Origin of the sequence: Actinokineospora alba (assembly GCF_004362515.1) — a bacterium.
GTDB classification, from domain to species: domain Bacteria; phylum Actinomycetota; class Actinomycetes; order Mycobacteriales; family Pseudonocardiaceae; genus Actinokineospora; species Actinokineospora alba.
Genome location: NZ_SNXU01000001.1, coordinates 1,848,939 through 1,874,107 on the forward strand (window position 1 = coordinate 1,848,939; position 25,169 = coordinate 1,874,107).

Consider the following 25,169-nt stretch of genomic DNA (forward strand, 5'->3'; position numbering starts at 1 on the left):
ACCCGACCAGGGGACCGCGCGAGCGGCCGACTAGCATTCCATCCCGTGTCTAACGAGTTCTCCGGCCGTGCACTCATCGTCGTGCCGGCCTGGAACGAAGAGGCCGCCGTCGCCGAGACGGTGCGCGAGATCTACGCCGCCGTTCCCGCCGCCGACGTCCTCGTGGTCGACGACGGGTCCAGCGACCGGACTGTGGAGTGCGCCCGGGAGGCCGGGGCGCTCGTCCTCGAACTGCCCTTCAACCTCGGTGTCGGTGGTGCGATGCGCGCGGGCTTCCGCTACGCGCTGCGCCACAACTACGACGTCGCGGTGCAGGTCGACGCGGACGGGCAGCACGATCCCAGCGAGATCCCGGACCTGCTCGCGGGCCTGGCGCACGCGGACATCGTCATCGGCGCCCGGTTCGCCGAGCGCGGCGCGTACCAGGTCCGAGGCCCGCGCAAGTGGGCGATGGTCGTGCTGTCGAAGGTGCTCTCGCTGCTGGCCAAGACCCGGCTCACCGACACGACCTCCGGCTTCAAGGCGACCGGCCGCCGCGCGCTGCCGCTGTTCGCCGAGCACTACCCCGTCGAGTACCTCGGCGACACGATCGAATCGCTGGTCATCGCGCTCCGCTCGGGCTGCGTGGTGACCCAGGTGCCCGCGCACATGCGGCCGCGCCGCGCGGGCAACCCGAGCCACAGCCCGTGGAAGGCCACGGTGTACCTGTTCCGCGCCGGGTTCGCCCTGCTGCTGGCCCTGGTGCGCCGCTGGGACACCACGGTCAAACAGGCCGTCCCGATGGCCGCGCCGCCCGCCGCCGAGAAGAGGATGTCGTCGTGAGCGCCTATATCGTCGCCCTCATCGGCAGCGTGCTGATCCTGCTCGGCATCTTCGAGCTGCTGCGCAGGCGTCAGCTCAGCGAGAAGTACGCCGTGCTGTGGCTGGTCGTCGGCGTGACCCTGCTCGTCGTGACGATCTTCCCGGGCCTGCTGGGCGTGCTGAGTCGGGCCGCGGGCGTGGAGATCGCGTCCAACCTGCTGTTCTTCGTCGCGATCGTGTTCCTCGTCGGGGTCGCCCTGCACCTGTCGTGGGAGGTCTCCCGGCTCGAGGACGAGACCCGCAAGCTCGCCGAGGACCTGGCGATCCTGCGCCTCGACGTCGACGAGCACGTCAAGCGGACGACGTCCGGCCCGGACGGAAAGTCCTAGCTCAGCCCGGAACCGGGGCGCCGCGCAGCATCGCGGAGATGACCTCGACGGCGTGATCCCAGGAGAACCGCTCCGCGGTCGTCGCGCGCAGCGCGTCACCCCGGGAACGGCGCAGTTCCGCGTCGCCCAAGGCCTCGCCGAGTGCCCGCGCGAGCGCGTCGGGCTGCTGCGCGGGGACCAGCCAACCGGTCCGGTCGGCGTCGAGGATCTCCGACGTGCCACCGACATCGGTGGCGACCACCGCTGCGCCGAGCGCCGCGGCTTCGAGCACGGTGGTGGGCAGGCCCTCGGTCCAGCTCGGGTTGACGAACACCGTGGCGGCCGCGATCTCCTTCAGCGCCGTGGCATGGTCGACCGCGCCCAGGAACTCGACGTGGTCGCCGAGTCCGAGCGTCTTGGCCTTCGCTTCGAGGGCCGAGCGCACCGGGCCGTCGCCGCAGATCCGCAGGCGGGCCTTCATCCCGGTGGAGTGCAGGGTCGCGGTCGCGTCGAGCAGGTCCGCGACGCCCTTGCCGCTGATGAGCCTGCCGACAAAGCAGACGGTGTCGTCGGCGGTCGGCTCGGCCTTAAGGTCGGTCGGCAGTTCCATGCCGCGGTGGACCACGGTGGGCTCGCGGCCCGACAGGTCGCGGACGAAGTCGCGGGCCGAGTTGGACACGGCGACGACGTGCGCCGCCTTGCCCAGCACCACCTTCGCGATCGTCGCGTCGACGGTGTTGGCGACCAACCGGACGAATCCGTTCCCGCTCTGCACCGGCGTCGAGCCGTGTTCGATGTGCACCCGGCGGATGCCCCGGCTCGCGGCGAACCGCGAGGCCAGCGCGGCGTGGTAGAAGAACCGCGTGTGGGTCATCATCACCGAATCCGGTGTGCAGTACTCCCGCAGCAGCTTGTGGAAACCGGGCTTGGGCACCGGGTAGGGCGACACCGGCATCCACGACGGCCACCGCACGACGGTCCAGCGGTCGGTGAGGTGCTCGATCCCCGGCTTGGACGCGGTGTCGGACGTGAGCACCGTGATCCGCAGATCGGGGTCCGCCGCGAGGAGCTGGCGGTGCAGCTCGTGCGCGTAGGCCTCCAGGCCGCCCGGATGAGGTGGGTAGCAGGACGGGAGGTCGACCAGGTGCATGCCGACTATCTTGCACACCCGCGACGCCCCGGGTCAGTCCGGGGTCAGCTGGTCGCAGCCCGGTCGGCGCGCGCGTGCCGGGTCAGTCCGACCCACGCGATCCCGGCGCCGACTCCCCAGGCCAGGGCCATCCCGCAGGCCGCGCCCACGACGCCGAACTGGGTGCCGAGCAGGGCGATCAGGGCGAGTTCGCAGATCAGCTGGATGGTGCGGACCCGCGGGCCGACCCACGCCCGGCCGCTCGCCTTGGCCGCCACCATGGCGGTCTGGCCCGACGCCAACAGGAACGCGTAGACCAGCAGGAACAGCACGACCGGCTCCAGGGTGGACCAGTCGGCCTTGAGCAGGGTGCCCATCAGGTCGGCGGGCAGCACGAGCACGATCAGCGCGCTCACCGCGCACACGATCGCCGCCAGCGCCGTGACCAGAGCGGGCGCGCGGACCACGTCCTTGGCGCTGCGGCCCGCCAGATGGGCGAGCAGGGCGGTCCCGATGCCGACGAAGAGCACGGTCAGCGCGGTGATCGGGGTCATCGCCTTGCGGAGCAGGCCGTAGTCGTTGAGTCCGGTCGCCCAGATGGCCATGCCGAACGTCGCGTAGATGCCCGCGGCGAGGTAGATGGCGTCGACCAGGAAGCCGGGGATCAGGCGCCACTGGTCCGACAGCCATCGGCGAACCGACCCGAAGGCGAACGGGCTGCCGGTGAGCCGGATCGCGACCGCGGACATCAGCACACCGGTCGCCGCCCACAGCAGGTACACCCGGGTCGGTGTCAGCTCGTCGACGAGAGCGACCGTGACCAGCGCGGCGACCAACAAACCAAACCAGACACCGTCGACGCCCAGCGCGATCAGCGGGCGGTCGCGGCCGTAGCCGACGTAGCGGGCGTGGTCGAGCGCGCCGAGCAGCGGCGACGCCGCGGCCTGGATGAACAGGAGTTCTTGCGCGGTTCCGTCGAGGAACAGGCCCACGATCAGCGACCCGATCCCGACAGCGAGGCCGAGCGCGAGCGCGCTTCCCGCCGCGCCCCGCGAGCGTTCGTCCCCGGCGGTCCGCGACACCAGCATCGGCTCCGAGGCGATTGCCCGGCCGATGTACCACTGGCCGGTCTGCACCATCATGACCAGCGTGAAGATCCCGTACTCGGCGCCGGTCGACACCGGGATCGCGGCGGCCTGCATGGCGAACGCGACGGCGCTGAAGACGAGTTGGTCGGCGGTCACAAGGGACTGCCTGCCGACCCGGTCGATCAAGGTTCGCAGCGCTGACCTCGGGTTCGACCCAGGTGCCGGTGTCGCTGACTTCGTCACGCTGCGGGCGCCTTCTTGCCGGGGGATCGGGCCCCCTACTCTACGGGGGCGTTCGGTCGAGATCGCCGCGGCGGGGTTCCCGCCGAGTCTGTCGAGGAGGCATACGTGACCTCACCGGTCTCCGTGGTGATTCCCTGCGCGCCGAAAGCCGAGTACCTCGGCGAGACCTTGCGGTCGGTGGCGGCGCAGACCCATGACGCGTGGGAAGTCGTGCTGGTCCTCGACGGCGACTGCGAGCAGAACCGCGCGGCGGCCGCCGAACTCGGCGACCGGATCACCGTGGAACTGACCCCGAAGCCGCGCAGCGGGCCCGCGGTCGGCCGCAACATCGGCATGGCCGCCGCCCGGCACGACCTCATCGCGTTCCTCGACGCCGACGACCTATGCGCACCCGAGCGGCTAGCCGTTCAGGCCGCCCTCCTCGACGAACGGCCTGACCTCGGGCTGGTCGGCGCGTGGTCGACAAAGATCGACCCGAGCGGTGAGCAGGTCGGGGTCGCGCATTCGGTCACCGGCGAGGACAAGGTCGCCCGCACGATGCTGGTGTTCAACTGCCTGACGACCTCGACGATCATGACCCGCAAGGTGCTCGCCGAGAAGCTCGGCGGCTTCGACCCGCGGTGCGTGCGCCTCGAGGACTACGACCTGTGGCTGCGGATCCTGGCTGAGGCCCCCGGGGACGTGCTGCCGCAGGAGTTGCTCGGGTACCGGGTGCACCCCGAGCAGTACAGCCGCGGTGGGCTGTTGGGCCCGCAGACCGCGTTGATCCGCAAGAGCAAGCTCAAGCTGGGCAAGCGGATCGGCGTCGGCCCGGTCGGCGTCGCGGCCCGCCACCTGGCCTGGCTCGGCGTGCAGGTGGCGAACCGCCGCTGGTGATCAGGCTCGCGCGGGCGCCAGTTCGGTCGAGTCCTCGGCACCCGCGGAGTCGCCGGTGTCCTCGGAACCCTTGGCGTCCTTGGACTTCGCGTCCGCGCCCGGGTCCGTCTTGGCGGCCTTGCGGCTGTCGAGAGTCGTGATGAGGTCCCGGCCGACACCGATCATCGGCACCTCCACCCAGCGGTAGAGGACGTCGGCCACGATGAGACTGGCGATCGTCACCGCGATCACGGTCGCGGTCCGCTCGATCCGCAGCACCGGGAAGGTCGCCGCGATCATGGTCCCGGTGAGCGCCTGCACCAGGTACAGCGAGTACGACCGCTCACCGATGAACCGCATGACCGGGTTCGCCAGCAGCGGCAGCAGCGGCCCGCCGTTGAACAGACCCGGCAGCATCAGCGCGACCGCCAAGCCGTAGGTCATGACGAGGACGTCCTCGTTGCCGAACGAGGCCAGGAACCACTTGGTGTTCAGCTGCACCACGACGACCGCGACCGCGAAGACCAAGCCGAACACCGGCAGGGTCAGGTACCGCAGGACCGCGAAGCCGCGCGGGTAGTGCAGCACCACGGCCAGCAGACAGCCGATCAGGATCACGATGTATGACGCGGAACCGTAGGTGTAGAACGGCACGATCAGGGCGGCGGCCAGCAGGGTCATCGCGGTGGCGATCACCGTGAGGCGCTTGCCGAGGGTCAGCGCGCCGAGCGCGAAGGCGAGCAGCGGCCACACCAGGTAGAACTTCTGCTCGATCGCCAGCGTCCAGGAGTGACCGAAGATCTGGCCCGCGGCGATGTACTCGTTGTTGAACGTGAGGTAGTACGGCAGCACTTCGCCGACGTTGTGCGAGGTGTACTCACCGCGCAGGTAGTGCATCAACACCGTCGCGCCAAGCACCACGTAATAGACCGGCATGATCCGGAACGCGCGCCGGATGTAGAAGTTGCGCAGCGACACCCGGCCCTTGCGGCCCTCTTCGCGCAACGCGAGCGTGGTGATCAGGTAGCCCGAGATCACGAAGAACATGTGCACGCCGAGCCAGCCGCTCATGCCGTGCCACTTGGTGCCCCCGAAGTGGGAGAACACCACCATCACCGCCGCGATCGCCCGGAGCCCGTCCAGGGCCGCGAAGTGCCGGATCGCCAGGTATTCCTCGTGCTTGAGCGGGGCCATGCTTCCTCTTCGAACGCAGGGGAACGCGGTCTCGTCGCGCCGCAAGGCCACCAGGCCTCGCGGATGCGCGGCTCGCCTATGAGCACGGCCGCCAGGCGGTCATGGTGCCACAGTGACGAATCGATCCCGAACACGGTCGGCGTGGCGAGTTGCGCAGCTCGCACTCCGGGGTGTTCAGCCGCCCGGGCGCTGCTGGGGCCGCGGCTGGTCCAAGGTGACCTCGTAGACCCGGGACGAGCCCTCCGCGAAGACCAGCTTCAGCGACCGGGCCTCGTCCAGATCGTCGAGGCCGGGAGCGGCGCCCCGGGCGCCGTAGACGCGGTCGTCGGTGAAGAAGACGTGGGTGATGCCGAGTTTGCGGACGATGGCCTGGACCTCGGTGTCGGTGTCCAGTTCGTCGAAGCGCTCCCACAGCTCGACCCGGTCGGCACCCGCCGACTTCGGGTCGGGACGCCCGCTGAACACGTGGCCGAAGACCGGGTGCACGTCCTCCAGCGCCCACATCCACGCCGAGCCGTCCGTCGGGTCGTTCATGACCACGCCCTTGTCGGGCACGACCTTGCCGAGTTCCTCGATCGCCGCCTGCTTGGGCGGCGTCATCGTCCCGGCCTGCGCGCCGTACGCCGGCTTGATGAAGGTCGTGTTGCGGCCGATGTAGAACGCGTTGGTCAGGCCGGCGAGCGCGACGACGACGACGCCGAGGGCGAGACTGCGCACGATCACGTCATCGCGCTTGGTCCAGCGCGCGGTGACCCGGGTGAGGAAGTCGCGCGCCACGACCAGGCCGTTGGCCGCGACCAGCAGCAGCGGAAGCGTGCACAGCGCGGCGAAGCGCCAGCGGTCGTTCCACCACGGACCGGTCAGCAGGGCGACCGTCGGCCCCTCGTACGAGGCCGCGAGGACGAACAGGACGATGAAGACAAGGCCGCCGACGAGCCACCAGCCGAGGTCGCGCAGCCTGCGCAGCCCCACGACGCCCGCGACCAGCGCGGCGACCAGCCACCACTGCGGAAGCGCGGTCTCGTAGTTCTGGAACAGGACCATGCCCAGCACGGCGCCGGGGGTGCCGTACGTCGGCCAGTCGAACCCGGAGGCGGTGGCCATGCTCGCCGCTTTGAGCAGCTCCGGGAGGGCCCTCGCCGCCGCGAGCACGCCCATGACGCCGACCGCGACCAGCTCCGGCAGCGGCACCCGGCGGGCCTGGATCCAGCGCTGCAGCACGTAGACCCCGCAGAACACCGCTGCCGACAGAGCGACGCTGGGGTGCAGGGTGACGAGCCCGGTCGCGGCCAGGGCGGTGATCAGGATGAGGGCGGGGTCACGCCGGTCGAGCAGCGCGACGAACAGCGCGACGAAACCGGGGATGACCGCGACCCCGACGGCGAACGGCCAGACCGGGCCGAAGAACTCCAGGGCGTACGGGAAGCTGGTGAACGTGCCCGCCAGCAGGGCGGTCGCCGCGATCAGGGCGGGGCGGGCCTTCGCGGCCCGCAGGACGCCGACCATCGACAGGGCGAAGACGAACGCGAGCAGCCCGGACTGCAGGTTGAGCAGCTGCGGGACGGTGCCCGCGGTGACCTGCAGCGCCGTCGCGACCAGCACGTGGAAGCTGTTCGGGTAGAAGAAGTTCTGGTTGAACGGGTCGTTGACCGCGCGCAGCGCGGAGGGGGCCGACTCGCCGGTCTCGGCGATGAACCGGACCGAGTTGGCGTGGAAGATCGCGTCCCAGAACTGGTGCACGCCGGTGAAGCCCGCTGTCGAGCGCGACGTGACGAGCAGGCCGACGCCCGCTGCGATGGCCAGCGCGGCGACCACGCCCGCGTGGTGGATCAAGCTCCACCGCGGCAGTTCGTCGCCCGCGGACATCGGGAACCATCGCCTGCCCACGAGCCGGGCCGCGAACACGACCGCGCACACCACGGCGGTGACGGCGAGCAGCGCCCAGACCGACCAGCCGCCCAGCAGCGTGGGAGCCAGCGGCGCGCCGAGCGAGACCACGCCGTAGGTGAGCACCGGGGCCGTGCCGAGCAGCACCCAGCCGCGCAGGCCCGCCGAGACGCCGACCAGGAGGCCCGGGACGACCAGCAGGGTCGTCAACACCAGACACAGCAGGCCGGCATTGGTAAGCATCTATGGGGCCTTTCCACACTCGGGTCACCGCGGCCGGACGCGCGGACAGCCCGGGACCGCGTGGCCAGGGCCGGTACTCGCCGTGCACTCTATCCGCACCGGCCATTTACACCGGCGCGCGGCGGCGGTCAACGTGGGCATCAGCCGACCGGGGGGAACCGGACGGTACCCTGGATCGCGCCTGGCTCCGGTCCCGCGGAGCACCGGACGACCCCCTCTGAGAGACGTGACGGACCAGCCTGAGATTCAGATGCCTCCCGCGACCTTCGAACTCATCGACGAGAGCGGGGTGTTCGACGGCGAGCAGCCCAGCATCCTCGACGACCGGGAACGCGCGCTCGTCGTCGGCGCGGCCAACTACTACGCGCTGACGATGCCGGGGCAGACCTTCCGGTTCACCGTGCTCAGGGGACCGTCAGGCAGCCTTCCGTCGCTGACCGACGAGGAGACCAGCCAGATCGAGTGGGCCGACGACCGCCAGGTCATCGGCTCGATGGTCTTCCGCAGCGTCGTGCACACCACGCGCTCCTCCGGCGAGGCCGAGGCGATGATCGACCTGACCGTCGACGTCGGCGGCGCGGAGCAGATCGCCACCGCCTACAACCAGCTCCCCGGCGTCCTCGGCGCCGTGCGGCGAGCGGTCCGGTTCAGCGCGCCGGTCCAGTTCGACGCGCTGCGGCAGTTCCGCACCGACGTCATCCACTGGCGCAACCGCAGCGAGCACCCCTCCAAGGCCTCGCCGGTCCTCATCGACCGCGGCGCGTCCGCCGTCGGCCCCGGCAAGGTGCCCGCGGTCCTGTTCGGCATCCACTGGCTCGAACTCGGCGGCGCCGAGCGGTGGGCGGTGGAGACGGTCCAGCTGGCGAAAGAGGCGGGCCTGGTGCCGATCGTGGTCACCGACCGGCCGTCGAGCCACCCGTGGATCACCCGGCCGGAGTTCGACGGCGCGGTCGTGGTCCCGCTGACCATGCCGCTGCCGCCCGGTCAGGAATCGTCCTTCCTCAACGGTGTGCTGTCGGCGTTCGACGTGCGCGGCGTGCACCTGCACCACTGCACCTGGCTCTACGAGCGGCTTCCGTGGCTCAAGGCGGTCCGGCCGGACATCCCGGTCGTCGACTCCCTGCACATCCTGGAATACCGCACCGGCGGCTTCGTCGACATCTCCGTGCGGATGTCGAACGTCATCGACACGCACCACGTGATCTCGCCGCAGCTGCGCGACTACCTCATCGGCAAGCAGAACGTCGACAAGGACAAGGTCGCCCTCGCCACCCTGGCGAACCTGACGGTCCGGGCGGAGGACCCCAAGCCCGCCCCGAGCACCGACGGCCCGTTCACCGTGGCGTTCGTCGGCCGGTTCACCCAGCAGAAGCGCCCCTACCTGTTCCTCAAGCTGGCCGCCGAACTCAAGGGCTCGGCGCCCGGCGACATCCGCTTCGTCATGCACGGCGACGGCGAGCTCTCCGGCGAGGTGCACGGCCTGCGGAACAGGCTGGGCCTGGCCGACGTGCTGGAGATCCGCGGTCCCGACCAGCCGGTGTCGCGCACCCTGGCCGAGTCGGACGTGCTGGTCATCTCCTCGGACAACGAGGGCCTGACCCTGACCTCCTTCGAGGCCTCCGCGGCGGGCGTGCCCGTCGTGTCGGCCGATGTCGGCTCGCAGGCCTCGCTCATCGCCGACGAACTGCTCTGCCCCCGGCACCCGTACCCCTTCATCCGCACCGCGGCCGACCGCATCGCGACGATGATGACCGACCCCCAGCAGCGCGAGACCTGGCTGGCCGAGCAGCGCGACAAGTCCGAGGCGTTCGCCGCGCTGCCCGACGCCCGGTCGATGGTCCGCGACCTCTACCAAGGATGGATGCAGTGAGCACTGTCGCCGCCGTTGTCGTCACGTACAACCGCAAGGACAAGCTGACGAAGGTCCTCGACCACGTCCTGGGCCAGTCGCTGCGCCCGTCGTGGGTCGTCGTGGTCGACAACGCCTCCACCGACGGCACCGCGGATATCCTGGCCGACTACGCCAAGCGCGACGACCGGGTCGTGGTGGTCAGCCTGGACACCAACACCGGCGGCGCGGGCGGCTTCGCGACCGGCATGGCCCGCGGCTACGAGTTGGGCGCCGACTTCGTCTGGATCATGGACGACGACTGCTACCCCAACACCGACGCGCTCGAAGAGCTGGTCAACGGCCACGCCAAGGCGGAGTCGACCATGGGCACGCAGCTGCCCTACGCGTGCTCGCTGGTCAAGTACATCGACGGCAGCATCTGCGAGATGAACAACCCGGGCACCACGTGGGACTGGGGCAGGCTCATCTCCAAGGGCGAGCAGAGCGTGCTGATCACCCACTGCTCGTTCGTCTCGGTGCTGTTCCCGCGCTGGACGCTCACCCGGCACGGCCTGCCGCTCAAGGAGTACTTCATCTGGTTCGACGACCAGGAGTACACCCTGCGCATCACGAAGGACGCGCCCGGCGTGCAGGTCCTCACCAGCGTCGTCGTGCACGACATGGGCGTGAACCGCGGCGTGAACTTCGGCGACGTCACCCCGGCGAACATCTGGAAGTTCGAGTACGGCGCCCGCAACGAGGCCTCGTTCCGCCTGCACCACGAGAACGCGGTCGCGTTCGCCAAGTTCGTCCTGCGCCTGTTCCAGGGCCTGCGGGGCGGCGGCGTGGCGTGGCCGCTGCGGGTGCGGCTGTTCAAGAAGGTCATCGAGGGCGTGAAGTTCAACCCGAAGCCCGATTTCCCCCGATCGGTGCTGTAACCCGAACGGGTTCGCGACGACGAAGGGCCGTTCCCCACGGGGTGCGGCCCTTCGCTTTGCGTGGCCCCGCAACGACTGCGGCCCACGCCTGCCCAGCAACGACGAAACGGGCCGCTCCCCGAGGGGAGCGGCCCGTCTGCGTCTGATTCAGATCAGATGGCGCGAACGCCAGTGGCCTGCGGGCCCTTCTGGCCCTGGCCGACCTCGTACTCGACACGCGCGTTCTCGTCCAGGCTCTTGAAGCCCGAGCCCTGGATCTCCGAGTAGTGCACGAAGACGTCGGCGCCGCCGTCGTCAGGCGCGATGAACCCGAAGCCCTTTTCGGAGTTGAACCACTTCACTGTGCCCTGTGCCACGACTATCTCCTCAACAGGTACCGCTACAGCGCGCACGGGTGCGCACGCCTTGGTCGGTTTCAGACGGCGACTTCTCCGGCTTGACCTGGAGGAAAACCGCGCGCCCGCAACGATCTCTTGCGAGCGTGATCTAACACGTACTCAAGAAAACTTACGACCTCACACAGTGAACCACACAACCCGCACCCGCCGCACGTGTGACGTGACACCAGGTCGGGGGTTGCGGCCGTTCCCCTGCTGGGAGACGCTTTGGGAGTGAGCGAGCTCGCCAGTGAAAAATCCGTGACCGAGAACACCGAGACCATCGCGCTCGACCTCGACGAAGCCGGAGTCTCCGTAGACCTGCCCCGCCCCGCGCATCGCGGCGATCAGGTCCAGGGCGTTCCCTACCGCCCGGTCGAATTCCGTGACGACGACCTTCCCGCGGCCCTCGAACGGGCCGCGTCGTGGCTGCGGGCGACCCAGGACTGGCTCGGTGAACCAGTCGACGTCATCGCGATCCATCTCGACTATGACGACGGCGAGGGATCGCCGTATTACGACGTCAAGCTGCTGTGCAACGAGGAAGACCTCGCGGGCGCCCCGATCGTGCTGCGCGAGCAGGCCGCCAAGGCAGTGGGCGACTAGTGGCCGAGATCGTCTATCCGCCAGTGGTGCTGGCGGCCAAGACCCTGTTCCGGGTCATGGACTATCAGGTCGACGTCCAAGGCGGCGAGCACATCCCGAAGACGGGTGGCGCGGTCATCGCGTGCAACCACGTGAGCTACCTCGACTTCATCTTCGCCGGTTTCGGCGCGCAGCCCGCCAAGCGGCTGGTGCGCTTCATGGCCAAGCAGCAGATCTTCCACAACAAGATCGCGGGCCCGCTGATGCGTGGCATGCACCACATCTCGGTCGACCGGTCCGCGGGCCAGGCGTCGTACCGGGAGGCGGTCGAGAAGCTGCGCGCCGGTGAGGTCGTCGGGGTGTTCCCGGAGGCCACGATCAGCCAGTCGTTCACCGTCAAGGACATCAAGTCGGGCGCGGTGCGGATGGCGGCCGAGGCGGGCGTCCCGGTGGTGCCGATGGCGCTGTGGGGCACGCAGCGGCTGTGGACGAAGGGTCGGCCGAAGGACCTCAAGCAGCGCCACATCCCGATCCTGATTCGGGCGGGTGAATCCTTCACCGTCGGCCCGGACGACGACCAGGAAGCGCTGACCCTGGACCTGCGGACCCGGATGACGGAGCTGCTCGACCGAGTCCAGAAGGACTACCCGGACTCCCCGTCCGGCGAGTCCGACTCCTGGTGGCTCCCCGCCCACCTCGGCGGCACCGCCCCCACCCCCGAACAAGCCGCCGAACTAGACAAACGCAAGCCCGAGTAACCCGCGAGTCGCCCCGCCAGGCGAACGAGTCGCCCCTCCCGGCAACTGACTTCGACATTCGCGCGTCCTGAATGTCGAACTCAGTTGCCGGAGCGGGCGACTCACTTGCCTGGCGGGGCGACTCGCGGGCTAGAACCAGCGTTCTAGGACTTGGGCTACGCCGTCTTCGGTGTGGGAGGCAGTGACCTCGTCGGCGGCGGCGATGACGGCCGCGTCGGCGTTCGCCATGGCCACGCCGTGGCCTGCCCAGCGGATCATCTCGATGTCGTTGGGCATGTCGCCGAAGGCCACCACGTCCTCCTGCGCCACGCCCACCCGTTCGGCGACCTCGGCCAGGCCGCGGGCCTTGGTGACGCCGGGCGCGGAGATCTCGATGAGGCCGCGGTTGGTGGAGTACGTGATGTCGACGGCGTCGCCGAGCAGTTCCCCGGCGACCATCGCGATCTCGGCGCTGGTCATGTCCTCGTGCCGGATCAGCAGCTTGGTCGACAGCCTGCCCAGCAGTTCCGCCCGCGGGCGCATGTTCTGCTCGGCGTCGCCCCACGGGTTGCGGAACCCGGGTTCGGTCGCGAAGGTGACGCCGCCGTCGTAGGGGCCGAGGTCGGCCCACTCCGACGCGAGCCGCATGCCGGGCAGCACGCCGTCGAGGGTGTGGGCGACGTCATGCAGCAGCATCGGCTCCAGGCCGTGCACGCTCAGCACCGACGACTTCGCGATGTCGTAGACCACCGCGCCGTTGGCGCACACGGCGTACCCGTCGAGGCCCGTGGGCTCGGCGACCGGCGGGATCCAGCGCGGCGGTCGGCCCGTGACCAGCACGAACGGCGTGCCGGATGCCAGTACCCGGTCGATCGTCGCCTGCGTGCGCGGGGTCACCCGCTCGTCCACGGAAAGCAGGGTGCCGTCGATGTCGGACGCGATGAGCCTGGGTTTCTCCACGCCCCCATACTCCACGACCGGCCGGGATCGCTCGACGGCTTATCGGCCGCACGGACCCGCCCGGTTCGCTAGGTTCGTGACGTGCGAGTAGGCATCGTCATCCTCCCCGAGTACCGCTGGTGGGCCGCCGAGCCGCGTTGGCGCGGCGCCGAGACCTACGGCTTCGACCACGCCTGGACCTACGACCACCTGGGCTGGCGCTCACTGGTCGACGGCCCGTGGTTCGACTCCATGGCCACCCTGACCGCCGCGGCGATGGTCACCGAGACGCTGCGGCTGGGCACCCTCGTGGTGTCGCCGAACTTCCGCCACCCGGTGTCCTTCGCCAGAGCGGTCCTCACCCTCGACGACGTCTCCGACGGCCGCTTCATGCTCGGCCTCGGCTCCGGCGCCACCGGCAAGGGCGGCTACGACCGCACGGTGATGGGCGAGGAGGAGATCACCCCACGCCAGGTCACGGCCCGCTTCGGCGAGTTCGTCGAGCTGATGGACTCGGTCCTGGCCAAGCCGGTCACCGACTACCAGGGCGAGTACTACACCGCGGTCCAGGCGCGCAGCGCCCCCGGCTGCGTGCAGCGGCCGCGGGTGCCGTTCCTGGTCGGCGCGGACGGCCCGAAGGCGATGGCCGTCGCGGCGCGCCACGGCCAGGGCTGGATCACGCTGGGCGCGCGCGACGCCACCGACCTCGACGACTGGTGGCGCGGGGTCGCCGAACGCGCCGAGCGGTTCGACGCGATCCTCGCCGAGCGGGGCCGCGACCGCGCGACCGTCGACCGCTACCTCAGCCTGGACGCCTCGCCGCTGTTCTCCCTGGAGAGCGTCGAGGCCTTCCGCGACCACGTGGGCCGCGCCCAGGAACTCGGCTTCACCGACGTAGTCACCCACTGGCCACGTGAGGAAGGCATCTACGCGGGCCGCGAGAGCGTGTTGGAGCAGGTCGCGGCCGAGGTGCTGCCGACGCTCGGCGGCCGGGCGAGCCTGCGGGCGGAAAACTCCGGCACCGCGAGCAACGACGCGGGGGACCCGAGCGTCTCTCTTGGCGAGGTGGACAGTTCGGAGGGGTAGATCCACAGGGGACGCGGGGCCCCGGTGCCGGGTGATCGGCGCCGGGGCCCCGCGTATGTCCCGGTGCGAGTGGTCAACGACACGCAGGTAACCTGGGCCCTCGTGAGCGACGGTGCGAACACCCAAAGCAGCTACGCAGGCTACGACCTGATCATTGTCGGGTCCGGATTCTTCGGCCTCACGATCGCGGAGCGGACGGCGACCCAACTGGGCAAGCGCGTCCTCGTGATCGACCGACGGCCGCACATCGGCGGCAACGCCTACTCCGAGCCTGAGCCGGAGACCGGCATCGAGGTGCACAAGTACGGCGCGCACCTGTTCCACACCTCGAACAAGAGAGTGTGGGACTACGTCAACCAGTTCACCGAGTTCACCGACTACCAGCACCGGGTGTTCGCGCGCTACCAGGGCCAGGTCTACGCCTTCCCGATGAACCTCGCGCTGATCAACAGCTTCTTCGGCAAGTCCTTCACCCCGGACGAGGCCAAGGCGCTCATCGCCGAGCAGTCGGCGGAGATCAAGACCGAGGACGCGCAGAACCTCGAGGAGAAGGCGATCTCGCTGATCGGCCGCCCGCTGTACGAGGCGTTCGTCCGCGGCTACACCGCCAAGCAGTGGCAGACCGACCCCAAGGAGCTCGGCGCGGCGATCATCACCCGCCTCCCGGTCCGCTACAACTTCAACAACCGGTACTTCAACGACGCCTACGAGGGCCTGCCCGTCAACGGGTACACCGCGTGGCTGGAGAAGATGGCCGAGCACGAGAACATCGACGTGCGGCTGAACACGGACTACTTCGACATCCGCGACCAGATCCCGGCCGGAACCCCCACGGTCTACACCGGCCCGCTGGACCGCTACTTCGACTACTCCGCGGGCGAGCTGGGCTGGCGCACGCTGGACTTCGAGACCGAGGTCGTCCCGACTGGCGACTTCCAGGGCACCTCCGTCATGAACTACAACGACGAAGAGGTCCCCTACACCCGCATCCACGAGTTCCGGCACTTCCACCCGGAGCGCACGCACTACCCGACGGACAAGACGGTCATCGTCCGCGAGTACTCGCGCTTCGCCGAGTCCGGCGACGAGCCGTACTACCCGATCAACACCCCGGAAGACCGCGAGAAGCTGGCGCGCTACCGGGACCTGGCCAAGGCCGAGGCAGCCGAGAAGAACCTCATTTTCGGCGGCCGACTGGGCACCTACCAGTACCTCGACATGCACATGGCGATCGGCTCGGCCCTGTCGGTGTTCGACAACAAGGTCGCCCCCCACCTGACCGAGGGCGCCCCGCTCGACGGTTCGCTGGACGGCTAGGCGCGTGGGACGGGAGACCGCCGCGCTGAGCCGCGTCCAAGGTGCCATCGCCAAACCGGCGGTGGTGAAGGCGGCGCGCGGGCTGTCGCACTTCGGTGAGCACAGCGCGGGCTGGTTCGCGCTCGGGCTGGTCGGCGCGGCGTTCGACAAGCGCAGGCGCGGCGACTGGCTCGCCGCCTCGGCCGGGATCGTCGCGGCGCACGCGGCGTCGATCGCGGTCAAGCGGGTCGTGCGGCGGCCCCGTCCCGAAGACCCCTCGGTCAAGGTGCTGGTCAGCACGCCGAGCAAGCTGAGCTTCCCGTCGTCGCACGCCACCTCCACGACGGCGGCCGCGGTCCTGTTCTCGGGCCTGACCGGAAAGCGGCTGGTGCCGGTGCTGGTGCCGCCGATGCTCGTGTCCCGGCTGGTCCTGGGCGTGCACTACCCGACCGACGTGGTCGCCGGGTCGGTGCTGGGCGCAGTGGTCGGCGGCCTTCTGCGACGCAAGCTGAAGAGGCGATCGTGAGCGAGGCGGTGGCGGAGGTGGCCAAGCCAGGTCTGGTCGGCGGGCTCCTGCGCACGGCTCGACCGCGCCAGTGGGTCAAGAACGTCCTGGTCCTGGCGGCGCCGTTCGCGGGCAACCGGATCTTCGAGGGCCCGGTCCTGCTCGACGCCGCACTGGCGTTCGCCGCGTTCTGCCTGGTGTCGTCGGCGGTCTACCTGGTGAACGACGCGATCGACGTCGAGGCCGACCGCGCGCACCCGACCAAGCGCAACCGCCCGATCGCCGCGGGAATCGTGCCGGTCCGGTTCGCCTACATCGCCGCCGCCGTCCTGCTGGTCGCCTCGCTGGCGTTGGGTCTGCTCACCGGTTGGCCGCTGGTGATCGTGCTGTCCGTCTACGCGGCCGTGCAGCTCGCGTACTGCCTGGGGCTCAAGCACCAGCCGGTGATCGACCTCTGCATCGTGGCGTCGGGCTTCCTGCTGCGAGCCATCGCGGGCGGCGCCGCGGCAGGTATCGCGCTGTCCCAGTGGTTCCTGCTGGTGGCGGCGTTCGGCTCGCTGTTCATGGTGGCGGGCAAGCGGTACGCCGAGGTCGTGCTGTTCGAGAAGACCGGCGCGAAGATCCGCGAGTCACTGCGCAAGTACTCGTCGAGCTACCTGCGGTTCGTGTGGGCCACCTCCGCCGCGATCATGATCACCACGTACTCGCTGTGGGCGTTCGAGATCCGCGAGCGCAGCCCGAACCACTCGGTGTGGGCGGTCATCTCGATCGTCCCGTTCGTCATCGCCGTGCTGCGCTACGCCGTCGACGTCGACCAGGGCGGCGCGGGCGAGCCCGAGGACATCGCCCTCAAGGACCGCGTGCTGCAGGTGCTCGGCGCCTCGTGGGTCGCCTGCCTGGCCCTGTCGGTCTACCTCTGATCGAAACGGTGATGGGGCACCCCCCTCGGGTGCCCCATCACCATTTCCGGATCGCCTTGACCTAAGGGGACCGTGACGGCGGCCGACCACGGTGACCGCCAATCCGCAACTGATCCCGACAGGCGACGAAGGTCAAAATTTCGGGGAGGCGGTCAGGGCGTAGCGGCGGGGCTCGTACAGTTCGCCGCTTTGGTCGTAGGGAAAGGAAATGCGGCGACGTACGGTGCCGGTCTCGCCTGACTGCTCGAACCCCCAGTACGCGGTCCGATGGCCGGTGGCCCACTCGTGGAAGATCGTCACGTGCCGGGTGAGGTTCGTGCCCTCGGTCCGCAGCAGGACGTCACCCGCGACCAACTCGTCCTTGGTGATCAGCGAGCTGATCCGGGCGAGTCCGATCGTGTCGAGGCCGCCGTGGCGATTCGGCGGTACCCCTGGTAGGCCCCAAGCCATCGAGACATAGCCCGAGCAGTCAGTGCGATAGATCCCGTACTCGTTCTGGTGGAACTTGGTCTGGCTGTAGGGAACCGAAGGCCGAAGCCAGCTTTCCGCCCGCTCGACGATCTCGCTGCGGCGGATCGGCTTGCCGAGTGCGAGGTCCCGGTGCGCGGTGGACATGACGTCGTGGACCTCTTCTCGTGTCTTCGTTTCCCTGACACGAGAAGAGTCGCGGACGTCGCTGCAATCGGGCTGCAAGTCCGCTGGAGGCCGAGCCGAATACCTACAGGAAACCTATAAGTGCGCCTGGAGCCGGACGCGGTCGCGCCAGTCGGCCGGGGTGAGGTCCGCGATCTCGGCCAGTTCGCGGGCACCGGTCTCCACGAACAGCGCGCGGGCGCGCGCCCAGTGCTCGTCGGCGCGATCCGGGTCGGCGGCGGCGAGATCGCGCAGAGTCCGGGCCTGCCAGAGCGGCAGCTCCAACTCCGACCACTTGGCGAGCGCGTCGAGCAGTGCCTCCCGGGCTCGGGGCAGGTCGCCCAGGGCGAGGTGCAGCTCGCCCACCGTACGGGTCACCAGAGCGCCGCCGAACCGGTCGCACTGGGCGGTGCAGATCCCCAGGCACGCGGCGAGCGTGTCGGCCACGCCGTCGGTGTCGCCCAGGCGCAGCCGGGCCTTGGCCCAGGACTGCCGGGCGTAGATCGCCCCGAGTTCGTCGCCCGCTTCGAGCAGCAGCCGGGCGGCGTCGGCGCTCAGGTCCGCGGCTTCGGCGTACTCGCCGACCGCGCGGTGGCACAGGCTCAGCCCGCGCAGCGCCAGCGCTTCGCCGCGGCGGTCGTCGATCTTCTGGTACAGCTCGACGCAGCGCCGGAACTGATCCGCGGCGGAGTCCAGGTCGCCGTGGTCGCGGCTGATCGCGCCCAGGCCGTAGCGGGCGGCCGCGAGCACCGGGTCGTCCCCGTTCGCCTCGGCCGACTCGGCGGCCGCGGCCAGGTCGCGCTGCGCGTCGGCGAACTGGGCCAGGTCGCGGCGCACGGTGCCGATGCCGACCAGGGCGACGGCACGGGTGACGTCGTCGCCGATGGTCTCGGCGTGGCCCAGCGCCTGCTGGAAGTGGTCGAGCGCGGTGGGGAAGTCGTCCTTCTCGTAGTAGAGCTGCCCGAGGCCTGCCAGCACGACGGCTTCGGCCTGCCGGTCGTTGTTGCAGCGCGCGGCCCTTAGGGCGACCTCGTGTGTGCGCTGCCAGCCGTCGAACTCGTTGCGCGCGGCGAACGGCGAGGACAGCAGCGACGTGATCAGCAGCGTCGTCATGCCGTCGATGCCGAGGTCGTGGGCGCGTTCGACGGCGCGCACCACCGCGGCCGTCTCCGACTTGAGCCAGTTGGTGGGGTCGGCCTCGGTCTCCTCGATCAGCCGGGGATCGACGTCGACGTTCGATGTCAGCGCCGGGCGCAGCCCCAGGGTGACCCGCGGCAGCTTGCGCGACCCGGCCTCGACCAGCGCCATCCAGGTGGCCAGGGTGCGCGACACCGCGGCGGCGATGAGGTCCGACGGCTCGTCGCCGACGGCGTGCTCGGCGCCGAAGAGCTGCACCAGGTCGTGGAAGCGGTAGCGGACCCGGCCGATGGCGTCGACGCCCGCGACGTCGAGCAGGCGCAGCTCGACGAGCTGCTCGACGATGTCCTCGGCGTCCTCCAGGGGGACGTCGAGCAGCGGCGCGGCCAGCCACCAGCCGAAGTCGGGCAGGTCGAGCAGGCACAGCAGGTGGAACGCGCGCCGCTGGACGTCGTCGAGCTCGGTGTAGTTGAGCCGCAGGCTCGACCGGATCGCCAGGTCGCCGATGGCCAGTTCGTCGAGCCTGCGGTGCTCGTCGGACAGCCGCGAGGCCAGCGACTTGAGCGGCCAGTGCGGCCGGGCGAGCAGTTTCGCCGCCGCCGCCCGGATGGCCAGCGGGATGCCGCCGCACAGGTCGGCGATCCGCTCGGCCTCGACGCGCTGGGACTCGACCCGGTCGGCGCCGATGATGTTGCCGAGCATCTCGACGCCGGCGGCGGTGTCGAAGAAGTCGAGCTCGACCGGCTCGATGCCTTGCAGACCGGTGAGCCGCGACCGGCTGGTGATGATCACCAGGCAGCTCGCGTCGCCCGGCAGCAGCGGTCGGACCTGCTGTTCCTCGCGGGCGTTGTCCAGGACGATCACGAGCTTGCGGCCCGACACCGTGCGCCGGTACAGCTCGACCCGGTCGTCGAGGGTCGCGGGCAGATCGGCCCCGGTGACGCCGAAGCAGCCGAGGAACCGCCCCAGCACCTCGAACGCGCCGAGGTCGCGGTCGGAGCCGCGCAGGTCGGCGAACAGCTGCCCGTCCGGGTAGTGCGTGCGCAGCAGGTGCGCGGCGTGGATGGCCAGCGCCGACTTCCCGGCGCCGCCGAACCCGGAGATCACCATGGTCGGCACGGCCGTGCGGGCGCTGTCGGGTTCCCCGAACCGCAGCACGGTCGCCAGCGGCTCGTCGCGGCCGGTGAAGTCGCCGATGTCGGGCGGCAGCAGCCGGGGCACGGCCTCGCTCGGCCGGGGGACGGGCACCACGCGCGCGGTGACCGGTGCCTGCGGTGTCCGGGGTGTCGTCGCCAGCGGGCGCAGGGTGCCGTCGAGGATGGAACTCTGCAGCTCACGCAGCTTCTCGCCGGGTTCGAGCCCCAACTCGTCGAGCAGGTGCGTCCGGCCTTCCCGGTAGACCTCGAGTGCGTCGGCTTGGCGTCCGCTCTCGAACAGCGACCGCATCAGCAGCCCACGCGACTCCTCGCGCAGCGGGTGGTTGGCGACCAGTCGGCGGAGCTGGTCGGCGACCTCCTCGGCGCGGCCCGCGACGAGCTTGCACCGGGCCAGCCCCTCCTCGGCACCGAGCCGCTCCTGGATGAGCCGGTCGCTGTGTGACCGGGCGAACCCGGAGTCGACGCCGCCGAACGGGAGCCCACGCCACAGTCCGACGGCCGCCGCGAACTCGCGCGCCGCCGTCTCGTAGTCGCCGCCGCGCTCAGCCTGCCGCGCCGCGCCCACGTGCGCGGCGAAGTCCTCCAGGTCGCTGTCGCCGGGGCCGATGTCGAGCAGGTAGCCGGGCGCACGCGTGACCAGGACGTCCTTGCGGTCCGCCGAGGCGAAACCACGGCGGAGAAGGGAGACGTACGTGTGGACCAGCGCGGTCGCCGACTGCGGCGGGTCGTTGTCCCAGATCCGGTCGATCAGCCGCTCGATGGGCACGACTTGCCGTGCCTGCAGCAGCAGCACCGACAGCAGCGCTTTGGGCTTCGGGCCGCCCAGCGTGACCGGTGTGTCGCCTGCCCGGATCTCGACCGGGCCCAACACCAGGATGCGCACAAGTTCCCCCAGTGTGCTCAAACCCAATTGAACCGATTTTGGCACACTCGGGCCCCGTTCCGGCCAGTCGGCGAAGATCACTTCACCAGCGGGAACCCGGCTCGCTCAGATGGGCAGCTTCCGGAAGATCGGCCGCGGGATGTGCCGCAGCACCGACATCACCGCGCGCCACTGCCCGGGAGCCCACACCAGGTCGCGGCGCCTGCGGACGGCGTCGACGACGATCTCGGCGACCTTGTCCGGAGTGGTGGCCATGGGCGCGGCCTTGAGGCCCTCGGTCATCTTGGTGTGGACGAAACCGGGGCGCACCACCGTCACGTGGATGCCGTCGGGACGCAGCGCCTCGCCCAGGCCGAGGTAGAAGCCGTCGAAGCCCGCCTTCGTCGAGCCGTAGACGAAGTTGGACCGGCGGACCCGCTCACCGGCCACAGAGGACAGTGCCACGATCGAGCCGTGGCCCTGCTTGCGCAGCCGCTCGGCGAGCGCGATGCCCAGCGACACCGGCGCCGTGTAGTTGACCTGGGCCAGTTCGACCCCGGCGGCGTGGTCCTGCCAGGCCTGCTCCGGGTCGCCGAGCAGACCGAAGGCGATGACGGTGACATCGACGTCGCCGTCGGCGAAGGCCTGCTCGACGACCGAGGGGTGCGAGTCGAGGTCCTTGGCGTCGAACGCGATCGTGCGGACCGTCGCGCCGAGACCACGCAGGTTCTCGGCGGCGGCGTCGAGCCGCTCGGACGGGCGGGCCGCGAGGATGACCGTCAGCGGGGCCTGGCGGGCGTAGTTCTCCGCGACGGCCAAGCCGATCTCGGAAGTGCCGCCCAGCAGGAGCAAGGACTGGGGAATGCCGACTGCGTTGATCAATGTCCGAGCCTTCGAGTTGGTGTTCGTCAGAGTTCGAGCCTGCGCGCCTGGTCTGAGATGAAAAGGCCGTCCGGGTCGACGCTGTGGCGCACCTTGCGCCACTCGTCGAGCCGCGGGTACATGCGGTGGAAGGTCTCCGGCGCGGTGCGCGATTCCTTCGCCAGGTACAGGCGCCCGCCGACGCCCAGCACGAGTTCGTCGAGTTCGGCGCAGAACGCCGGAAGTCCCGGTGTGATGGGGAAATCGACGGTGATGGTCCAGCCCGGCCGCGGGAACGACAGCGGCGCCGCGTTGCCCTCGCCCATCCGCTTGAGGACGTTGAGGAACGACACGTGCCCGGACTCGGCGATGCGCCGCACGATCCGGCGCAGGTCGGCGTCGGCCTCGAACGGGATGATGAACTGGTACTGCAGGAACCCGTTCGGCCCGTAGGCCCGGTTCCACTCCCCGAACAGGTCGAGCGGGTGGTAGAACGCCGTCAGGTTCTGGATCTGGCCGCGGGCCTGCTTCGGCGCCTTGCGGTACCAGGCCTCGCCGAGCGCGCGGAACGTCAGCTTGTTGGCCAGCCCGTTGGGGAACACGTTCGGCAGGGTCAGCAGCTGCGGCGCGTCGAACTTCAGCGGGTGCGACCGCAGCTTCTTCGGCAGTTGGTCCACTGTGGCCAGTGAGCCGCGGGAGAAGACCGCGCGGCCGAGCTTGTCGCCGGTGGAGATGGAGTCGAACCACGCCATCGAGTAGTCGTAGTTCTCGTCGGACCCGTCGGCGAACAGTGACAGCGTCTCGTCCAAAGTGGACGTTCGGTCGGTGTCGACGACGAAGTACGCGCTCTCCACGTGCTTGAGCGCGACCGTCGCCCGCAGGATGATCCCGGTCAGGCCCATGCCGCCCACGGTCGCCCAGAACAGCTCCGACTCCGGGCCGTCCGGGGTGATCGAGCGCACCCGGCCGTCGGCGGTGAGCAGGTCCATCGACCGCACGTGGTTGCCGAAGCTGCCCGCGGAGTGGTGGTTCTTGCCGTGGATGTCGGACCCGATGGCCCCGCCGATCGTGACCTGCCGGGTGCCCGGCAGCACCGGAACCCACAGCCCGAACGGCAGCGCGGCGCGCATCAGCTGGTCGAGGTTCACCCCGGCGTCGAGCACGGCCAGGCCGCTGTCGGCGTCGATCGAGTGGATGCGGTCCAGGCCGTTCATGTCGACGACCACGCCGCCCGCGTTCTGCGCCGGGTCGCCGTAGGACCGGCCCAGCCCGCGCGCGATGACCCCGCGCCCGGTCGCCTGCCCCACCGCCGCGATGACCTGCTCTTCGGTCGTCGGATAGGCGACCCTGGCGACCGACGGCGCGGTCCGGCCCCAGCCGGTCAGCGCACGGGTCTCGAACCGCGGTCCTGCGTTTGAAACAGCCTCCACCCAAGCCAGGGTAGCGGCGTCCCTAGACTGGCCGGGTGGCCGAGGTCAGGAACGACTCCGAGCGCGCGGGGCTGGTGAGACAGCTCACGCGCTTCGTCATGGTCGGCGGGTTCTGCGCCCTGGTCGACTCCGGCGCCTACTGGCTGCTGCTTCAGGCAGGAACCTGGGTGCACCTGGCCAAGGCACTGAGCTTCATCGCGGGCACCACCACCGCCTACTTCCTCAACAAGCGGTTCACCTTCGCCGGCGCGGCCGACCGCGGCGCGAGCCAGGCGGGCGGATTCGCCCTGCTCTACACCGTGACGTTCTTCGTCAACGTCGGCACGAACGCGCTGATGCTGGAGTTGCTACCCGAGATGCGGTGGGAGTACGCCCTCGCCTGGGTTGTCGCGCAGGCGGTCGGGACGACGATCAACTTCGTGATGCTGCGAACCGTCGTCTTCCGACACTGAATGATCAGACGCCGAAGCCGCTGCCCTTCCGGTTGGGGCTGCCGTAGGCACGCACGTGTGACGGCAGTTCGTCGAGGTGTGCGGTGACGACGTGGCCGAAGTTCACCGCGACCGCGTTGCCGTCCTCGAGTTCGAGGGTGTCCACGCCCCCCGACGCCATGAGGACGGGGAGCCGCGGCTTGAGGCTCTTGACGCTCTTGGGTGAGAGGGTGAACACGACCGGCTCGCCGCCGCTGGCGAGGTGGAGGATCAGGGTGCGCTGGGAATCGCTCATGGGTTCCACCTGATCACCGCATCCTTCGATGGGCAAGGCGGGTTCACTGGTAGCGGATCAGCTACGAGCGGAAGTCAGCGCCGGTTCAGCTCTTTCGCCAGCATGGCGCCTCGCTCGTAGGGGTCCTTGCGGACGAACAGCAGCGACCCGTCGGTGAACGCGACCCGGTCGAAGGTCGGCGCGGGGATCGATCGGCCCAGCATCACCGGCGCGATCCCCGCGACCCGCGCGGCGGGCACGCTGTACTGGAGGTGGACCGGGTCGCCTGGGTCCCACGTCTTGCCGGATCGTTCGCCGAGGAACTTGGCGGGAAACCCCACGGCCACCCGCTTGTGGGTCGCCACGATCGCGACGACACCACGACCGGCGGCGGCTTCCTCGGCCACCCGTGCCGCGTCCTGGTCGGCTCTGGCAGCCTCCGCCCACATGCCGATCGCCGGGTCGTCTGCCCAGTCGTTGCCATAGAACTCACCGCGCGCGATCACGGGTGCGGGCAGTGGCCAGCGCGGGTCGCTGAACGCCAGCTTCGGCGCGTCCGCGCGGGGCAGGCGCGGGACGATGACCGTGCCGCCGATTCGGCTGCCCACGGCGAGATCTTCGCAGTTCAGCAGGTATGAGATGGTCTCGTCGGGATCCAGTGCGGTGGTCACTCCGGCGCTCCGTGGGAAAGGGCGAGCATCCGCTCGAACTGGGCTCTGGTGACCTTGCTCCCGAGCAGGAAGTCGAAGCCCGACCCGTCGGCCAACCCCACCCGCAGCGCGGGCCGGAGCCCGTGTGACGTCTGGCGGTCCGTGAGGGTGATGCCACGGATCTGCGCGCGCGGGAATTCGGCGATGATCACCGAGTCGCCGTCGACGGTTTCCTTGCCCGCGTTGGTCGTGGGGGAGGAGATGACGTCGGCGACGATCCGCCCGACCTCGACCACGCCGCTCAGGAAGCCCTTTTTCTTCGGCGGCGGCGCGGGCTGGGTTTGCTGGACGCTCACCGCCCGGAACAGTCGCCAGGTGGTGAGCGCCCACATCGCGGACTCCCGGAATTGGAATCCGTGCGCGACCGCCAGATCGTTGGGGGTGTTGCCCATGACCATCACATCCGGCAGCTGAGGCCCGCCCGACGCGTCGTTCCCGCCGCCCGTGGCCGCTGTCAGGGCGAACTCCGCGGCCACCCCCACGGCTCCCAAACCGGCACGGGACAGCATTCCCGCCTGTGGCGTCCCATCCGGATCGAGGCCGCGGACGTCGAACAGCTGCTTGCCCGCGCTGGTCGCCCAGAGCAGTTCCTCACCGGGCGCGAGAAGCCTGCGCGCCCGGATGCCTGACCCCAAAGCGTTGAGCTGCATCG

Annotated in this window: 25 protein-coding genes; 12 read left to right on the forward strand and 13 right to left on the reverse strand. The window is 70.0% G+C overall.

The window, feature by feature from the left end; translation table 11 throughout:
* The first annotated feature begins 45 nt into the window (after positions 1 to 45).
* The gene (locus C8E96_RS08825; RefSeq protein ID WP_228770106.1) at positions 46 to 822 is read left to right on the forward strand and encodes a glycosyltransferase family 2 protein; all 777 of its coding nucleotides are present in this window, start codon (positions 46 to 48) and stop codon (positions 820 to 822) included.
* A complete protein-coding gene (locus tag C8E96_RS08830) occupies positions 819 to 1,190 on the forward strand; it encodes a DUF2304 domain-containing protein (protein WP_228770105.1) in 372 nt (123 codons plus the stop codon). Before C8E96_RS08825 ends, C8E96_RS08830 begins: the two co-directional genes overlap by 4 nt.
* Position 1,191: 1 nt before the next feature.
* Here C8E96_RS08830 and C8E96_RS08835 read toward each other — a convergent pair whose 3' ends face one another.
* Positions 1,192 to 2,319 carry a glycosyltransferase family 4 protein gene (locus tag C8E96_RS08835; protein WP_091380466.1) on the reverse strand — a complete coding sequence of 376 codons (1,128 nt, stop codon included), beginning with the start codon at positions 2,317 to 2,319 and terminating at the stop codon, positions 1,192 to 1,194.
* Between the two features lie 44 nt (positions 2,320 to 2,363).
* A complete protein-coding gene (locus tag C8E96_RS08840; protein WP_133794280.1) occupies positions 2,364 to 3,629 on the reverse strand; it encodes an MATE family efflux transporter in 1,266 nt (421 codons plus the stop codon).
* A 105-nt stretch (positions 3,630 to 3,734) separates the two neighbouring features.
* On the opposite strand from C8E96_RS08840, the gene C8E96_RS08845 reads away from it, so the two are divergent.
* Positions 3,735 to 4,505 carry a glycosyltransferase family 2 protein gene (locus tag C8E96_RS08845; protein ID WP_166657925.1) on the forward strand — a complete coding sequence of 257 codons (771 nt, stop codon included), beginning with the start codon at positions 3,735 to 3,737 and terminating at the stop codon, positions 4,503 to 4,505.
* Here C8E96_RS08845 and C8E96_RS08850 read toward each other — a convergent pair whose 3' ends face one another.
* Positions 4,506 to 5,678, reverse strand: coding sequence for an acyltransferase family protein (locus C8E96_RS08850; protein ID WP_091380457.1), 1,173 nt, complete (start codon positions 5,676 to 5,678; stop codon positions 4,506 to 4,508). It lies immediately after the preceding gene.
* A 174-nt stretch (positions 5,679 to 5,852) separates the two neighbouring features.
* Complete coding sequence (locus tag C8E96_RS08855; RefSeq protein WP_091380453.1) at positions 5,853 to 7,808, reverse strand: DUF6541 family protein; 1,956 nt, start codon at positions 7,806 to 7,808, stop codon at positions 5,853 to 5,855.
* Positions 7,809 to 8,058: 250 nt separating this feature from the next.
* Here C8E96_RS08855 and C8E96_RS08860 point away from each other — a divergent pair, with 250 nt between their 5' ends.
* Together C8E96_RS08860 and C8E96_RS08865 are read left to right on the forward strand one after the other, a co-directional pair.
* Positions 8,059 to 9,678, forward strand: a complete 1,620-nt coding sequence (locus C8E96_RS08860) for a glycosyltransferase (protein ID WP_091380646.1) — start codon at positions 8,059 to 8,061, stop codon at positions 9,676 to 9,678.
* On the forward strand, positions 9,666 to 10,577 hold the full coding sequence (locus C8E96_RS08865) for a glycosyltransferase (protein ID WP_228772104.1): 912 nt from the start codon (positions 9,666 to 9,668) through the stop codon (positions 10,575 to 10,577). Before C8E96_RS08860 ends, C8E96_RS08865 begins: the two co-directional genes overlap by 13 nt.
* 152 nt (positions 10,578 to 10,729) lie before the next feature.
* Here C8E96_RS08865 and C8E96_RS08870 read toward each other — a convergent pair whose 3' ends face one another.
* Positions 10,730 to 10,933 carry a cold-shock protein gene (locus tag C8E96_RS08870; RefSeq protein WP_091380445.1) on the reverse strand — a complete coding sequence of 68 codons (204 nt, stop codon included), beginning with the start codon at positions 10,931 to 10,933 and terminating at the stop codon, positions 10,730 to 10,732.
* A gap of 282 nt (positions 10,934 to 11,215) precedes the next feature.
* Between C8E96_RS08870 and C8E96_RS08875 the strand changes: the two genes are divergently transcribed.
* Together C8E96_RS08875 and C8E96_RS08880 are read left to right on the forward strand one after the other, a co-directional pair.
* Positions 11,216 to 11,560: a hypothetical protein gene (locus tag C8E96_RS08875; protein WP_091380442.1), complete on the forward strand. Its 345-nt coding sequence runs from the start codon at positions 11,216 to 11,218 to the stop codon at positions 11,558 to 11,560.
* Positions 11,560 to 12,297: a lysophospholipid acyltransferase family protein gene (locus C8E96_RS08880; protein ID WP_091380438.1), complete on the forward strand. Its 738-nt coding sequence runs from the start codon at positions 11,560 to 11,562 to the stop codon at positions 12,295 to 12,297. The genes C8E96_RS08875 and C8E96_RS08880 overlap by 1 nt, the downstream gene beginning before the upstream one ends.
* Positions 12,298 to 12,426: 129 nt before the next feature.
* On the opposite strand, the gene C8E96_RS08885 is transcribed toward C8E96_RS08880, so the two are convergent.
* Complete coding sequence (locus tag C8E96_RS08885) at positions 12,427 to 13,236, reverse strand: HAD-IIB family hydrolase (protein ID WP_091380434.1); 810 nt, start codon at positions 13,234 to 13,236, stop codon at positions 12,427 to 12,429.
* Positions 13,237 to 13,317: 81 nt separating this feature from the next.
* On the opposite strand from C8E96_RS08885, the gene C8E96_RS08890 reads away from it, so the two are divergent.
* From C8E96_RS08890 to C8E96_RS08905, 4 genes are all read left to right on the forward strand, one after another.
* The gene (locus C8E96_RS08890; RefSeq protein WP_091380430.1) at positions 13,318 to 14,301 is read left to right on the forward strand and encodes an LLM class flavin-dependent oxidoreductase; all 984 of its coding nucleotides are present in this window, start codon (positions 13,318 to 13,320) and stop codon (positions 14,299 to 14,301) included.
* A 102-nt stretch (positions 14,302 to 14,403) separates the two neighbouring features.
* Positions 14,404 to 15,618, forward strand: a complete 1,215-nt coding sequence (glf, locus tag C8E96_RS08895) for a UDP-galactopyranose mutase (protein WP_194957345.1) — start codon at positions 14,404 to 14,406, stop codon at positions 15,616 to 15,618.
* Positions 15,619 to 15,622: 4 nt separating this feature from the next.
* Positions 15,623 to 16,123, forward strand: coding sequence for a phosphatase PAP2 family protein (locus C8E96_RS08900; RefSeq protein ID WP_091380425.1), 501 nt, complete (start codon positions 15,623 to 15,625; stop codon positions 16,121 to 16,123).
* A complete protein-coding gene (locus C8E96_RS08905) occupies positions 16,117 to 17,022 on the forward strand; it encodes a decaprenyl-phosphate phosphoribosyltransferase (protein ID WP_091380422.1) in 906 nt (301 codons plus the stop codon). The genes C8E96_RS08900 and C8E96_RS08905 overlap by 7 nt, the downstream gene beginning before the upstream one ends.
* Positions 17,023 to 17,154: 132 nt before the next feature.
* Here C8E96_RS08905 and C8E96_RS08910 read toward each other — a convergent pair whose 3' ends face one another.
* From C8E96_RS08910 to C8E96_RS08925, 4 genes are all read right to left on the reverse strand, one after another.
* Positions 17,155 to 17,637 carry an NlpC/P60 family protein gene (locus C8E96_RS08910; protein WP_091380418.1) on the reverse strand — a complete coding sequence of 161 codons (483 nt, stop codon included), beginning with the start codon at positions 17,635 to 17,637 and terminating at the stop codon, positions 17,155 to 17,157.
* A 114-nt stretch (positions 17,638 to 17,751) separates the two neighbouring features.
* Positions 17,752 to 20,832 carry an AfsR/SARP family transcriptional regulator gene (locus tag C8E96_RS08915; RefSeq protein ID WP_166657926.1) on the reverse strand — a complete coding sequence of 1,027 codons (3,081 nt, stop codon included), beginning with the start codon at positions 20,830 to 20,832 and terminating at the stop codon, positions 17,752 to 17,754.
* Positions 20,833 to 20,937: 105 nt separating this feature from the next.
* Entirely contained in the window at positions 20,938 to 21,693 is a 756-nt protein-coding gene (locus tag C8E96_RS08920) for a decaprenylphospho-beta-D-erythro-pentofuranosid-2-ulose 2-reductase (protein ID WP_091380413.1), read from the reverse strand.
* A gap of 26 nt (positions 21,694 to 21,719) precedes the next feature.
* Complete coding sequence (locus C8E96_RS08925) at positions 21,720 to 23,102, reverse strand: FAD-binding oxidoreductase (RefSeq protein ID WP_091380410.1); 1,383 nt, start codon at positions 23,100 to 23,102, stop codon at positions 21,720 to 21,722.
* 35 nt (positions 23,103 to 23,137) lie between these two features.
* Between C8E96_RS08925 and C8E96_RS08930 the strand changes: the two genes are divergently transcribed.
* Complete coding sequence (locus tag C8E96_RS08930; RefSeq protein ID WP_228770103.1) at positions 23,138 to 23,554, forward strand: GtrA family protein; 417 nt, start codon at positions 23,138 to 23,140, stop codon at positions 23,552 to 23,554.
* 4 nt (positions 23,555 to 23,558) lie between these two features.
* On the opposite strand, the gene C8E96_RS08935 is transcribed toward C8E96_RS08930, so the two are convergent.
* The 3 genes from C8E96_RS08935 to C8E96_RS08945 form a co-directional block, all read right to left on the reverse strand.
* The gene (locus tag C8E96_RS08935; RefSeq protein ID WP_091380408.1) at positions 23,559 to 23,828 is read right to left on the reverse strand and encodes a hypothetical protein; all 270 of its coding nucleotides are present in this window, start codon (positions 23,826 to 23,828) and stop codon (positions 23,559 to 23,561) included.
* A gap of 74 nt (positions 23,829 to 23,902) precedes the next feature.
* Positions 23,903 to 24,478: a hypothetical protein gene (locus tag C8E96_RS08940; RefSeq protein ID WP_091380405.1), complete on the reverse strand. Its 576-nt coding sequence runs from the start codon at positions 24,476 to 24,478 to the stop codon at positions 23,903 to 23,905.
* Positions 24,475 to 25,167, reverse strand: a complete 693-nt coding sequence (locus C8E96_RS08945; RefSeq protein ID WP_091380402.1) for a hypothetical protein — start codon at positions 25,165 to 25,167, stop codon at positions 24,475 to 24,477. The genes C8E96_RS08940 and C8E96_RS08945 overlap by 4 nt, the downstream gene beginning before the upstream one ends.
* Positions 25,168 to 25,169: the final 2 nt, after the last annotated feature.